The organism is Rhodovulum strictum, from assembly GCF_009649175.1.
In the GTDB taxonomy this organism is placed as follows: domain Bacteria; phylum Pseudomonadota; class Alphaproteobacteria; order Rhodobacterales; family Rhodobacteraceae; genus Rhodovulum; species Rhodovulum strictum.
In genome coordinates this window covers 33,137-46,483 of record NZ_WJPO01000032.1, presented here as the reverse complement: position 1 = coordinate 46,483, position 13,347 = coordinate 33,137, and the positions used below count along the sequence as shown (strand labels likewise).

Here is a 13,347-nt window from a genome sequence, read left to right as displayed (position 1 = left end):
CTTGCGGAAATCCACTGGCCAAGGGTCTTCACCCCTGACGCGGTGAACCCCGTCGACATGGCGTCCGAGATCCGATGGATCATCGCTCGGTCGTCTGGCGTGGTCGACCTGGCTGGCCATGACGACCGAAAGTGCCCTGTGGCATAGCTGAAACCCGCCGCCCAGTCGCGTGAGGCCATGCTGCTGCGCCTGGACATCGCTGCGGCGAATTCGGCCGGGCTCTCCGCCTGCTCCACGCTGGCGTTGGCGCGCATCAGGATCAGATCGGCGAAGCGCTGGAGGCTGTCCGACGTCAGGCCGGCAACGGCGCTTCCGAGGATCTCGGGAAGCCATCTGTTTGGCGCGATCATCTTCGGTGCGAGGGTGATCGCCATCAGGAAGCCGTCGATCCAGTCTGCCGTGATGGCCGCGCCCTTCAGCAGGCGTGCCAGCTCGCCCTTGCGCTCGGGCTTCGGAGACTTCGGCTCCGCGTCCTCGACCCATTCCTCGAGTGTGGCGTCCTGATCCGCGTCGGGGTCGTCGAAAACCCAGGCCTCTATGGTCTGCTCATGCACATCATGCATCACCGGGATCTTCTTCAGATCGCGCCCTTCAACTAGCGCCATCGCGGTGACTGTGAAGCTGTCGGCGTCCTGATCCCCCGCTGCTGCAAGCACATCGGCCGCCCGCGCCACCACGCGCGCCCAGTAGTCCCGCCTTGTGTCGAGCCATCGCCAGAGTGCGGCCTCCACGCCGCGCGGACTGCGTGTGCCCTCCAGAACCTCATGTGCGGGATCGCTTTCCTCGAACCAGCTCTGGACGATCTCGTGACGATCCCACCACCCCTCGCTGGCATTGATCAGCTTGCCGCGCGCCTGTGCGGAGAGGCTCCGCAACCTTTCCGCCGCCGGGAGGGCGTCAATCAGTGCCTCGGTGGTAACGGCCTCGGCGCGCAGCCGGTCCAAGCCGCAGAGTTCCGCAATCTCGACGAGACCCGGGGCAGGGGGCACTCCCGTTGCGAGGCCATCGGCCAGCGCAACCGACAGGGCATGTTCCATCCAGGACGCTGGCACGCTGACGGCGCCGGCCTCGTCCTTGACGCGCTGAATCAGCGCCTTCTGTTCGCTCGCCGAGGTGCAGGCGATGGTATAGGCGTCCTTCACCCCATGGCCCTGTTTCAGCAGCAGCATCGCCACCATCCGGCGGCCGCTCGATTGCAGCGAGATCGCGATGCTCTGCGCCCCACCGCCGTCGGGGAGCGTCGCCATGACGGAATGAGTGGTCCAAGGCGCCGGTGTGACTCCTGCCGTCAGTCCGGATCGCATGGACAGCTTCACGGCCTTGTCGACCAGGCCGCGTGCTTCGTCCGGTGGCATCCAGTTGCGCAACACCACGATCCGGCCGGCCAGTTCGGCCGTGAGCGCGCCGCTTGCGGCCCGATCGGCAAGCGCACGGGCTGCTGCGATGCGGATCGCGGCGTCCCGGTCGAGTAGCCAGAAGCACGTCAGCCGCGCATGGATGGGTTCAGCGCGTTCCGTCGACACCCGGATGACATGCCAGCGCATCTCGGGCGGCATGGCCGGGAAGGTCTCGGTCAAGGCGGCATGCAGCGCGAGCGCATCGCCTTCTGTCTGCTCGATCAGGTTCTGGAAAAGATCATCCAGCAGGGCATCGGCCTCCGTGCGGTCCGGGATGCCAGGCGCAAGGCCGGATGCGTCGATGTCCGTTGCAGACAGTTCCAGAGAAGCCGGCGCAGCCAGTCCGTTTCGGGTCCACGCGCTGGCTAGAAGCAGCCGGTGGAACGGGGACAACCGGCCCTGCCCGGATGCCAGGGCAACCGCATCGCCCAAGGTCTGGAGGAAAGCGCTGCCGCGCTTCTTCCGGTTCTCGCGCGCGATCCGGGCGGCGTCCAGAGCCGACCCCAGCAGTTCGGTAAGGGGCTCCAGCTCCGGCGCGGTCTCTTCGGTCGCGCAGATCCTTGCGATCAGCTGGCCGCCCAGCGCCGGCCTATGGAGCATCGAGACACTGGCCCTGTCGAGAACCTCGCGGCGCGCGCCATCGTCTTCGCGCAAACGCGCCAGTTCCGCCAACACTGTCTCTAGCTGTCCTTCCGCCACGCAGTCCCGCCTTTTGAATCACGTCATTCCTTGCTGCCACCCTATGCGTCGGCCACGGAATTGTCATCGACATGATCACCTGTCGGAGTGAAGTCTGTCTCGGCCACCCTGCTCCGCGCTTTGCCCCGTGCCGAAACCCCCTGCTGCCATGAGACGTGCCGTTGCCATGGATCAAGCGGATGGAGACAACCGGCCGTCACGCATCCTTCCCGCTAAGCAATCTCACTGCTGTGCCGAAGCCGGTGACATTTGCAACGCTCGCGTTGAAATCGACCTGAAAATGGCAGCCGGCAACGAAGTTAGCGCCGAGCTCTTCCGCCCGTCTGCGAAGACCTTCTCGGCACGCTTCGAGCGCCACTCCGAGATCAGGGCCCTGCATGAATGTCTTGTGGGAAACACCCACGGCGCCGACAACATCGATCACGCGGTGTTCGGCCGGTGGCGGACATGTGGAGAGAAGGACCGTCATGTTGGTGTATCCGATTGCATCTGGGCATAAGCCGCCTCTCCGGCCTTGCGCGCATCGCTGATGTTCTCCCACCTGCCAGACAGCGCCTGGCCAAGGATCTCGACGGAATACACCTGCTTGCGATTGGCGGTGTGCGTGGCGCTCTTGACGATGCGTCCGACGACCCGGTCCCCGTGGAAGGCTCGAAATGGCGTCTCGGTTCCTCGATCGTACTTCTCCCAGGCGAGGAGGCCGGTCACTTCAAGACTCGCGGAACCTGATTGTCCCGATTCAAACGCATCCAGAGCGCCGAGCAGCCGTAGCGCGTCGGCATTCCCGGGTTTCTTCTGCAGAACGGCGTCAGCCTTGTGTTGCCAGGTGGACCGCTCCCTGGCTGTCATTGTCGGGATCCGTGCAATGGTGCTGTCGATGTGACTCATTCGCTTTCCCTCTTCATTTCAGGCCGATATCTGGTCGGCATGGTGGTTCCACCACGCAGCGAGTCGCCGGGCCGCCTCGAGCCCTTCCTCCACCGCAGGAACCTGAGCGTCGAAGGGCATCTGCGTGTCAAGTTGCGGCGTGTCGACGACGAAGCCGAGCGAACGGCCTGCCGGCCGGATGTATCCGCCCGTTTCCGCGAAACTGTCGGGCGCGCGCATGGTTCGCGCACGAGCGGCCCAGCCACCCAGCATGATCTTCACCGAAGCCGAGGGCGCCGCGCTATCGCGGCATTGCAGCGACATGCGCGGGCGGGGCAGATGCGCCCAGTCGCGCAGGGTTCGCTGCACGTCGAAGTATATGGTCCGGGATTCGGTCGGCCGCACGCCGTTGCCGTTCGGATTCCGCTTGATCACCAGTTCGGGGAAATGGTGGCGAGCGAAATCCGCATATGCGGCGAAAAAGGTGGCGCTTGATGGGTTGGGTTCGGGATCGTACGGGGTCACGGCCTGCAGGATCGCGGCGTCGAGCAGCGCAATGTCGTCGCCGTGGAAGACCGGACGCAGCGCTTCGTAGCTGATCTGATGGTCGAACGCTGCGGCGTGCCGGGTGCCCCGCAGATAGACCTCGGGTGCCAGCAGCACCGACGCCGCGTTGCGGCCCGACGCGCGCAGCGCGGCGACGCTGGCCCGATAGCGGTCAGGCTGGGGATCGCCGACGCGCGTGACGCTATAGCCCGCGTCGATCTTGTTTTCGACAAGCAGGATCGAGCCGTCCTCGAGTGTGATCTCGAGATCGATGGTGCCTGCCTGTCCGGTGCCCCGATGGCGGGTCTGGCTGGCAACGCTGCGCACCCGGTTGCCTGGCACCCCGTCGATGGCGCCGAGGAATGCTGCCGCGAATGCCGGGTTCCGCTCGAAGCCGGCAAGGAAGAGCCCATCGGTCTGGCGTTCGTAAATGCGGGTCATTGATGGCCCTCCTGTTCTGTTTCGGTGCTCCAGCGCCGCAGAAGGGCGTTGCTGTGGCGTTCGCGCGCGTCGTGCCAATCCGCCTGCAGGCGCGTCGTCTGATCCTTAAGGCGGTCGATGCTGGCCTGCAGGGCCTCCTCGATCAGTCCGTTGTGAAGGCAGCACTCGATCCAGGTGGCGTGGCTGAAGCCCGGGAAATTGAGCTCATGGATGGGCGGGACGTTGCGATCCCATCGATCCCCATGCGCCCCGCGTTCGCAGTTGTCGCGACTCCACGGGCAGACGGCCTCCTCGTTTTCACGCCGCCACTCCTGCGTCAGCCAATGGCGCAGATATGGCGGCGTCGCGGGGGTATAGGATAAGTACCACGGTTCGAAGCCGGCAACGCCAGGAGTCTGGATGGGATCAGGATCGAAATACAACTCACTGGAGAAGGGAAAGGCAGGGCGGATTTTCCCAGCCAGCGCATGGCGAAGCTTTCCCGGCCACAACGCCATCTCGATCGCCCATGTCTGGCCATCCCTCGTCTGGATTGACGGACCGAGATCTGGCGGGCCGTAATGGCTGCCATCAGCGATGTCGATCAACGCAGACCGGAAGACAGGATACCGACCGGCCACACCGGTTTCGCCCTGAATGCGCACTTCCATATGCGGTCGTGTTTCCAGCGCACTGACAAACCCGCCACGGTCGCCCGGCACGATGCAAAGCCTGATTTCACGGAACCAGACGACTTCACCGGGGATCCCCTCATATCGTGGTTCACCGGCCTCCATGCGCGTGCCCGCCCTGGGATCATGCCCGTTGGCCAGAGCAAGGTTGAAAACGGCGTCGCCGGTTACATACGGCACGCGGATCAACGGGATCGACGGAAACGGAAACATTTCCCCGAAATGAAGACAGTCCTCATTTATGGGAAAGATCGGGCTTTCGATCCTCTGCATGGGAGCATGCCGGGAGTGGGAAAGCCGCTCTTCGTCCATGTCCCAGTGACAATTCATCGCCCGGATGGCTGCGAATGTCTGTTCCAGCCGGTTGTCCTTGGCCAGTCTGACACACAGCGCATTCAGCAGCACCGCGAGCGTCTCCGAAGGACGCTCATCCGGCGACACCACGTCGGCCGCCCCCGACAGCCGCGGCCAGATCGAGAGATCCCGTGCCATCGCCAGTTTCCAGTCGTCGGCATCGGCGCCGCAATGTTCTGCTGCGACTGAGATGCCGACCAGATAGGGCTCCAGTGCCTTCTGTGGCGTGGTTTTCGTTTCGTATTCCTTCACGAGCCCGGGTTGCGTGGTCGGATCCTCGCCGCGCTTCAGTATCCAGTTGGAAAGACGAAACTCCTGCCGGCTGCCATGTGGGCGCTGGAGGCGGCTCTGAATCTCGTCCTGGAAGTCCTCCTTCCGCAGACCGGCGGCCTTTGCCTCGCCCCAGGCCCGCGTCAGGTTAAAGGCGGCCCAAAGGCGGTCCTTTTTGTGAACCTTCGTTCCCAGACGGACCGCCTCGCTCTCGAGGCGCCGAAGCTTGGCGACCTCTTCTCGCCGTTTCTGTGCCCTACGCTCTTCCCGGCTTTCATCGTGTGACATCGTGCCCGCCCTCAATGCTGTTTCCGATAGCGCCGTCCGTTGACGCCATCATGGACCGGCATGACAGTCACGATCCGTGCGCTGTCGTCGCTCCAGATCAGGGCGTAACGCCCGAGCCTGTCGTCGATGTTGAGCTTTCGCGAGCGCCGACGGCTGACGCGCATCAAGCGGCAGTTGTCCCCGATCGGGCGCTCGATGTCCGCGTGCACCAGTATCGACTGCACAAAGCGGTCGCTGACGCCACGCTGGGCTGCGCGCCTCCTGCTGTGCTCGGAATGTCCCATCAATGCCTCCATCGCTACCCTGCACATCATGTGCCGCCATGTGGTCGCGATCGAGTCAGAATCTGTTTCTTGAGGCCGAATTTTCAGACTCTTTGGCCGCCGAATTTCAGATGTCTTTTCTGACTCCGATGAGGCTGTCTGCTCCCCAAGCCAGGCAATCAAGAGGATGCGCGCATCGACCACCGACGAGTCGCGCGCCACAGGGAGCGCTACGCGCGCTGCTCGACATTTCGAGTGGCGGCCCCTTCACTGGGAATGCCCCCCTTCGAATCCCTGGTCCTTCAGCCTCGCGAGAAGGTCCATCGCGTGTTTTGCCTGGAAATCGGTTGGTATCCGCCGAGGCATCGAGGCGCAGATCTGGAGGATCTGCATGTCCTTTGGAGTCAGCTTCCGCTCACTTCGACCCCAGTCCATCACCGTGTTCCAGAAGCCGGCTCCGAGGCTTACGGCCTCTGTCTGGGCGTTGATGCCTTCGGTCATGACCTCTGTCGCCCGCGCTGCCCGTCTGGTGCTGCGTGCCGTCTCGACCAGCGTGAGGCAGCTGTCGAAATCCTCGTCGTAGTCGAGCTTTCGTCCCTTCAGGCCGTTCCAGCACGCCTGCTGCTTTGCCCATTCCGACATGTTCCGCACACCGGATGGAGGACGCGTGATCACGTCATGGGCTTCGGCCGCGGCAAGCAGCAAGGCGCGCTGCAGGGCCTCCGGTACCGACTGGCGTCGCCAGATGGCATCTAGATCGAGCACCTGTTTTTCACCGTTGGCGTCGTGGAACACCTTCGCCATGGCATAGGTCACGATGTTCGCGCGGTAACCGCCTTCGTACCACGGCTGTTTGGGAACCTCGGTCTCGAGTTTCCGGAAGATGATGGCCTTGGCGATCAGTCGGCGGTACCAGAGCTCGTCATATTTCGCGTCGCTCTTCGACCATGCTTCCCCGATCTCCTTCGCGAATTCGGCGAAGTTCTTCTGGGCGCCCCTGGAGACGACATGTGGATACCCTGCGGCCGAATACTCGAATTTGGCGAGGTCAGTCTTGCTGAAGAGCTGCGCCTTGGGGAACTCGAGATCGAACTTCTTCTGCTGCGCTGGCGTCAGCCGCCCGCGAGCGTTGATGAACTGCCCGCGCGAGCGCTCGTAGAACCACTTGCTGTCGTGGCGTTCCCCTTCGCGGGCTGTGAAGATCACGCTGCGCGAGAACTGTTCGATCCGGATATGGAAAGGATGGTTCGAGAAAAAGTCGGCGGCATTCACCTTGTTCTGGGTGTTGGCGTATTCGGAGATCTTCGGGACGATGTCCTCGGATCGGTCCGGGGGAACTACCGTCAGCTTCATCTGCACGAAGACCTGGGACAGCTGCTCCCTGGCGGATTTCAGGCCGGCATGGATCGAGCCTGTCGTCTGGGCACCGTTCACGATCTGCAGGTTGCTGATGGACGCGACTGCCAGGCCGTCATTTGTTCGGACGCAGGTCACTTCGTCCGCCGTGGCCGACAGACCGTTGTTGTAGGGGAAGAAGAGCTCCGGTTCCTCCTTGACCGTCTTCTGGATGCCCTTGTTCGTCTTGGCGCGTGCCTGCAGGAAGGATCGCACGTTTGCCTCGAGAAGGCGCGCGCCCCAGCGGTCGTAGATCTCCGCCAACTGCTGCCCCGGCACGATCATCAGATAGCTCTCCAGCGCAGCACCTGTCTGGGAGGCCTTCAGCGCAGGAAGCGGGGCGCCGAAGTCATTCGCGAAATCGATCACCATGTCCTCGCGCGCCTGACCGGAACGGTCGAAGCGTTCGAACCGCGCAAGGTCCCAGACCGACCATGTGATCGGCACATCGCTGAGCTCGGCCAGCTTCACCGTGTCGTCGCGACCGATGTACTGACGGTTGGAAACGAGGATCAGCTTGACCTTCGTGACCTGCGCCCATGTCGCGATGATGAGGTCGGAGACCTGGAAGGCAGGGCTGACCTCGTTCAGGGCATCCCGGAACTCCTCGGTGCGCGCCTTCTTCAGGAAGCGGATCAGCGGGTTGAGAATGGGGGGGACGTCGCCTTTTCCGAAGGTTCGAACCTCGTCGCTGTCCACGAAGTCGCAGACGATCAGGCCGAGGACGCCTTCGCTGTCGCGCGGATCACCTGCATAGCCATCGATCCGGAGTTTCTGGCCGCCTTCGCCGCTCTGGTAGAAGGCGCGGTCGGCCACCTCGAGCTCCCCGGCCTCGGTCAGTCGCTCGGTCATGCGGTCGAAGAATGCCTCGACCATCAGAACGCCACTGGCATCGGCTTCGCGGCGGATATCCGCCATCAGGTTCTGGTGGTACTCGTGAAGCTCACTCATCCCTCGTCCTCTTCAGCGAGGCCCGCGCGAACCTCCTCCCAGTCCGTCCTGAACGGGGTGCAGGCCGAGAGCGCGAGCGCATAGGTGACGCCGGCGACACCGAGCGGTACGGGGGCGGCGATCCGCGGAAACCCGTCGGTGACCGCGTGGAATTCGGGCGTCGAGACGATCCAGCGCCAGTGCGTGTAGTCATGCAGGGCGTCGTATCCAGCGTCGGCCAGATGCAGATCCCAGTCCATGATCGCAGAGGGTTCGGTCCGCTCGAGCAGGTCGGTCACTTCGTCGACATGCTCTGTCAGTGTCCGGCCGTGGGGCGGCTGCACCTTGTCGACGGCGAGAACCCCCAGCCACAGGCGACGCTCCGGAACGTCAGCGAGCTGATGCTCGCTCGTGATCCTGACGAAAGGCTGCGAGGCCCCGCGTCTGGCCTTCACCTCTATGCAGTCCGACCTCAGCTCGAAGTCCTTCGGCGCGCCCGATGGCCCCGTCCAGGCCGAGAGGGCCGGTCTTGCGCCCAGCGCGGCGATCAGGAGCTTCAGGACCTCGATCTCGCCGATCAGGCCCTTCTGCGCCTCTTCCGAAAGGACCTCCGGCTTTCCGCCGCGCAGCAGGTAGTGCCATCGGAAGGTCCGCCCGATGGCGCGTTCGAGGGCCTCGGGTTCGGTCTCGGCAAGCTCGCCCGCCGCCATGACGTCGCGACAGAGCGTTTCGAACAGCTCCAGCTGTGCGCTGTCCTTCAACCTGATGTAAAGGATCGGGCCTCCGGGCAGGGTCTGGAACCGGATCTCGAGGTTCCTGAGCTTTGGCAGATCGGGGGCAGGCTTCGGCAGTTCGTTCAGCTGCAGCACGAGCGCGACATCGGCACGCGGCATCACGGCCCAGAACCAGTTCCACCGGGCAGAGGCCGAAACCCGCCGCGTATCCGTCTTTCCGACTTCGAGGCCGGACCATGGCGTATCACTCGGGATCACCCAGCGCCTCCTCTTCGATCTCTTCCTCGCCGAACATCTCGCGCATGCGGATGGTGTTGACGACGTACTCGACTGTGCCGCCCTGAACATCGGACGGCGGGAAGCAGATGCTCCACGCAAGGACATTGCCGGGCGACTTCAGCTTCGGCTCGTCCGGCACCTTCGGGTCGACGAAGCGAAGGATGATCAGGGGGCGGCGGCCACGGATTTCGCAGAAGATGCGCGGTGGCAGGGTTTTCGGGGGTTCTCGTCCTTCGCGCTTGCACTCATCGTGAAACGCGCTGACCGCCGCGTCGATCTGTTCCGGGGTCAGGCCGACACGTTCGTCGCCCGGCGAGCCAACGCGCCTGCTGGTGCCACTGATCGCCAGGACACCCTGACGCAGGTCGGCCTCACCGACCGATCGGCCGAAGGCGCGCATGACGACCCCGGCAAGGTCATCCGGGCTCGCATCCGCCTTCTGGGCGCTGGCAAGCAGGACGTCCCAGACCTTGAGTTCGCCATCAGCGCGGGCATCGATGTAGTCGCTCATGAGGCGGGGATCGGTCAGGGGATCGGCGGCATCGGCGCGGAAAACCCGCAGGAAATCGCGAACGAGGTCGACCGGAACGGATCTGTAGAGGGTGCCCCTCGAGGGGTGGTCCTCCGCCAGCCCCAGCGCCTTCATGGCTGCCACCAGTTCTCGTCCGGCCCTTCGGTTGCGGTCCAGCTGTTCGCGGTCCGAGCGAATCCGCGTTGTCTCCACCAGCTTGCCTGCAAGCCCGACCTTCATCGGGAACTCGCGGCCCGTTCCCATCTTGTTGCGGGCGGTCACGATCAGGGATTCCGGATGGCTGCGCACGGCCAACCCGAACTGCTCGGGTGTGGCCTTGACCAGCTCCATCCGCTTCAGCTGTGCCTGCAGGTCGTCCATCGCCTCGTGGATGTGAGCGTACCATCCGACCCCGTCAGCCGGGATCCAGACCCTGCAAAGGTCCTCGTAGCCCGGCCGGTAGCCAAACCAGCGCCCCATCTGCATGAGCGTGTCGTACATCATGGAATTGCGCAGGAAGTAGCTGACCGTCAGCCCTTCCAGCGTCAGCCCGCGCGACAGGGAGAAGCCGCCGACGGCAATCACGGTGACGCCGTGTTCTCCGCCCTGATCGTAATCGAGCGGCTGTGATCTCTTCGATGCGTTGACCTCGACCACACGGGCTGCGACCAGGACTTCGTGCAGCCGCAACTGCACCGCGGGCCAGTCCGCTTCGTCCGCCTCGGCATACTCCGCCTCCCAGACCTCGTGCAGGGCCGCGATCTCCGGGTTCCGCAGGGCGCTCCGTCCCTTGCCCCCATCGACCGCGACCGCGTCCCGGATGCGGCCGACGATATCGGCAACGCGCGAGCGGAGCCGGCCCTGGACATCCGTGAAACGCGATGCGTTGATCAGCATGGACGCATGCGCGGCCTGCTGTCCCCGCGCATTCCGGATGGCCCGGGCAACGATGAAGGCGCGCACCGCACGCACGAGGCTCTCCGGCAGCACATCGACCGGATGGTCGATCTTGTGCTTCATCGGCAGGATGTCCTCGTTGTCGTCTATCAGGCGGACATGCTGGTCGCGGGCATCGAGGAAGACCTTCTGCGCACCGAAATAGTTCGACGGGGCATCGAGGCCGATGATGAAATGGCGCGGGAACAGATCCTGCTTCAGCGCCTCGTCGTCGGTGTCCGGATCGATGAAGATGTTTGCGAAGGGCGTGGCCGTGTAGCCGACATAGCAGCTGCGGTGAAACAGCGAGAGCAGCTCGCGGATCTGGCCGTTGATCCTTGTGACCTCGTCCCGGGCATAGGCCGTGTTGATCGAGGCGTTGTCGGCCTCGTCGTCGATCAGCAGCATCGGCTGGCTGACCATCTGGGTGCCCTGATGGACGGAATGCTCCTTGAGCCATTCCAGGAGATTCTTCAGCGTGCTCGAGTTCTTCTTGATGACCAGGACCACGGGCACGTTGTACTGCCCGATCTGGCTGGTGTTGGTCGTGGCCGTCGCCTTGTTGAAATCACGCAAGGTGTTGGTCAGGGAAACCGGGAATTCCCGCTGATCGAAGGTTCCGACCCCGATGATCTTCTGGCGCTGGGCCTTGTTGGCATGGGCCAGACGCCCGGTGTCGCGGCCGATGAACCCTTCGTCGATCCGGGCCTGGGTCTGGTTGCGCAGGTTGTTGTGGATCCCCGCGATCACCACGATGAGGCGATAGCCAGCATCGGCAGCCTTGCAGATCAGTCCGGTATAGTTTGCGGTCTTCCCGCTCTGGACGTGGCCCACCACCATGCCCCGGCGGCTCCACGGGTTCGTGTTGTTGGGATCCCCGAGACGGTCGAGCACCCGGTCGGTAACCTCGTCGGTCGCGTCGATCACCGATTTCGGCAGCCCCTTGAGGTTCAGCAGCCTGCGATACCGGCTCCAGTAGAAATCACCGACTTCGCCGTTGATCCGGGCGTCATGCAGCCACGGGCGGAAATCCTCGGCATCGACGATTGCGCCAAGGCCCATGCTGATGCCGTACTTTTCCTCGATGAGCCGTGCCAGTTCCTCGGCGTCGGCGTCCTCGACCTTGCCAGCGAACATCGGCGTGTCGCGCAGCTGCGCAATGATGTCGCGGATCGACTGTGCAGTGTGTGGCCCCGTCTGGGAGGCCATGTACATCGACGTCATGCCTTCGAGGCTTCGCAGAAGCGGCGTCATTGCTGTTCCTTCGCCTCGATGGTGCTGGCGATGATGCGCTGGGTGTCTTCCCAGGCGGATCGGAAGGGATCGACGTCCTTCATCAGCGCCATGATCTCCCTGATATCCTTTCGGGCCCCCATGAGCACGGTGAGCGTGGACTGGACGGCCTGGACCAGCGTGTCCTCGTCGACGCGGTCAGGTACGATCTGCTCGGCCGTGCCCGCCATGTCTGCGTGCAGGGTTTCGACGGGGAGGGATGCGCCGACCAGCGCAATGCAGTTGAAGAAGCCACGCCGGAGATCCGGGGGCAGGCTTTCGGCGAAATCTGCGAAGGCCGGGTGATCCGTGTTCGGTCGGTAGCGGATCTGGCCATCGGCCTGGATGCGATGCCACATGGGCAGCCGTTCGTGGTCTACAAGCTTCTGACCGCGCTTGCGGTAGATACGCTTGGACCCGTCCTGGATGCGCTCGATGACCTTCCTGAGCCGATCACGGACAATCGGCGGCAGCTGGGCCGACGATTTCTTGACGTCGATCTTCCAGTCCGCGTCCATGCTGTTCGGGATGTCGATCCTGACCCGGGACAGCTTGGTCAGTTCGGATTGCCGGCACAGACCGAACCATGTGCCGTGGAGGATCAGACGTCTGCCGCGATAGAGATAGAACCCCTGGGATTTCAGGTGCCCTTCGGGCCCCGCAATGTCCTCCCAGTCCGTCTTGCTCATCTGCCTGTGGTGCGGCAGCGTGAAGCTCTGGATTTCCACGTCGCCGCGGATGAGCGTCAGCTTTTCCTCGGGATCTGGAATCGTGGCCGGGTTCTTCTGCGCGAACGGATCCAGTGGGCGCAGCAGGCGGCCGTTGAGAAGGATCCGGAGCGGTTTCGAGTCCTCCATGAACCGGTGGAACACCAGACGCAGGTGTCGTTCCGTTTCGGCAATCCTCTGGTTGATGACCTCTGCGCGCTTCGCTGCATTGTGCGTGAAACCACCGGTCAGCCGATCCAGCTTCTGCCAGAGGACGAGCGTTCCGGATTCGCCCAGCTTGTCGACCTCCGGAATGGCCGACGCATCGTCGGGTAGTTGTACTGCCCATTCGTTCCGTTCCGCCACGTCATCGAGATCCCAGACCGCTGTGCTGGTCCTGCCGCCCTTTCGGGACACCACCGTCAGTCGGCGGCACTGCGAGAAGCTGGCGCTCTTCAGACCAAGCCCGAAGCGCCCGAGATCGGGCTCATCGCGCGTTGCCAGCGGATTTCGGCTTCCCGGGCGCATGGCGGCAATGAGCTCTTCCTCGCTCATGCCATCGCCGTCGTCGACCACGGCAATGTGCGGCTCTTCCGCGAACGTCTCGGTGATGATCTGGATGCGGCGAGCGCCTGCCGTGATCGAATTGTCTATGATGTCTGAAATTGCGGTTTCGAGGGAATACCCGATGTCCCTCAGACCTTCTATCAGCGCAGCCGCGTGAGGGGTCGCATCTGCCCGTCTTGAAACGCCAATCTCCTGCATGCGAACCTTTCACCGTGGCTAC

General features: G+C 63.6%; 10 protein-coding genes. All 10 read right to left on the bottom strand.

Annotation, left to right across the window (positions count from 1 at the left end; translation table 11 throughout):
- Positions 1 to 2,069: UPF0149 family protein (locus GH815_RS16305; protein WP_153749815.1), on the bottom strand; the 2,069-nt coding region annotated here is incomplete at its 3' end.
- A gap of 223 nt (positions 2,070 to 2,292) precedes the next feature.
- On the bottom strand, positions 2,293 to 2,520 hold the full coding sequence (locus tag GH815_RS16300) for a hypothetical protein (protein WP_153749814.1): 228 nt from the start codon (positions 2,518 to 2,520) through the stop codon (positions 2,293 to 2,295).
- Between the two features lie 41 nt (positions 2,521 to 2,561).
- Positions 2,562 to 2,984: a hypothetical protein gene (locus GH815_RS16295; RefSeq protein WP_153749813.1), complete on the bottom strand. Its 423-nt coding sequence runs from the start codon at positions 2,982 to 2,984 to the stop codon at positions 2,562 to 2,564.
- Between the two features lie 18 nt (positions 2,985 to 3,002).
- Positions 3,003 to 3,950, bottom strand: coding sequence for a hypothetical protein (locus GH815_RS16290; RefSeq protein WP_153749812.1), 948 nt, complete (start codon positions 3,948 to 3,950; stop codon positions 3,003 to 3,005).
- Positions 3,947 to 5,533, bottom strand: coding sequence for a hypothetical protein (locus GH815_RS16285; RefSeq protein ID WP_153749811.1), 1,587 nt, complete (start codon positions 5,531 to 5,533; stop codon positions 3,947 to 3,949). The genes GH815_RS16290 and GH815_RS16285 overlap by 4 nt, the downstream gene beginning before the upstream one ends.
- Positions 5,534 to 5,544: 11 nt before the next feature.
- Complete coding sequence (locus GH815_RS16280) at positions 5,545 to 5,817, bottom strand: hypothetical protein (protein ID WP_153749810.1); 273 nt, start codon at positions 5,815 to 5,817, stop codon at positions 5,545 to 5,547.
- Between the two features lie 246 nt (positions 5,818 to 6,063).
- Positions 6,064 to 8,142 carry an AIPR family protein gene (locus tag GH815_RS16275; RefSeq protein ID WP_153749809.1) on the bottom strand — a complete coding sequence of 693 codons (2,079 nt, stop codon included), beginning with the start codon at positions 8,140 to 8,142 and terminating at the stop codon, positions 6,064 to 6,066.
- Entirely contained in the window at positions 8,139 to 9,113 is a 975-nt protein-coding gene (locus GH815_RS16270; RefSeq protein WP_211365109.1) for a PD-(D/E)XK motif protein, read from the bottom strand. The genes GH815_RS16275 and GH815_RS16270 overlap by 4 nt, the downstream gene beginning before the upstream one ends.
- Positions 9,100 to 11,835 (bottom strand): Z1 domain-containing protein, encoded by a 2,736-nt coding sequence (locus tag GH815_RS16265; protein WP_153749807.1) that lies wholly within the window; start codon positions 11,833 to 11,835, stop codon positions 9,100 to 9,102. The genes GH815_RS16270 and GH815_RS16265 overlap by 14 nt, the downstream gene beginning before the upstream one ends.
- Positions 11,832 to 13,325: an ATP-binding protein gene (locus GH815_RS16260; protein ID WP_153749806.1), complete on the bottom strand. Its 1,494-nt coding sequence runs from the start codon at positions 13,323 to 13,325 to the stop codon at positions 11,832 to 11,834. The genes GH815_RS16265 and GH815_RS16260 overlap by 4 nt, the downstream gene beginning before the upstream one ends.
- Between the last annotated feature and the right edge of the window lie 22 nt (positions 13,326 to 13,347).

Excerpts from the sequence above, each read along its gene's own strand:
- GH815_RS16275 (WP_153749809.1), bottom strand. The coding sequence starts at position 8,142 with ATGAGTGAGCTTCACGAGTACCACCAGAACCTGATGGCGGATATCCGC.
- GH815_RS16260 (WP_153749806.1), bottom strand. The coding sequence starts at position 13,325 with ATGCAGGAGATTGGCGTTTCAAGACGGGCAGATGCGACCCCTCACGCG.
- GH815_RS16265 (WP_153749807.1), bottom strand. The coding sequence starts at position 11,835 with ATGACGCCGCTTCTGCGAAGCCTCGAAGGCATGACGTCGATGTACATG.
- GH815_RS16285 (WP_153749811.1), bottom strand. The coding sequence starts at position 5,533 with ATGTCACACGATGAAAGCCGGGAAGAGCGTAGGGCACAGAAACGGCGA.
- GH815_RS16290 (WP_153749812.1), bottom strand. The coding sequence starts at position 3,950 with ATGACCCGCATTTACGAACGCCAGACCGATGGGCTCTTCCTTGCCGGC.
- GH815_RS16295 (WP_153749813.1), bottom strand. The coding sequence starts at position 2,984 with ATGAGTCACATCGACAGCACCATTGCACGGATCCCGACAATGACAGCC.
- GH815_RS16280 (WP_153749810.1), bottom strand. The coding sequence starts at position 5,817 with ATGGGACATTCCGAGCACAGCAGGAGGCGCGCAGCCCAGCGTGGCGTC.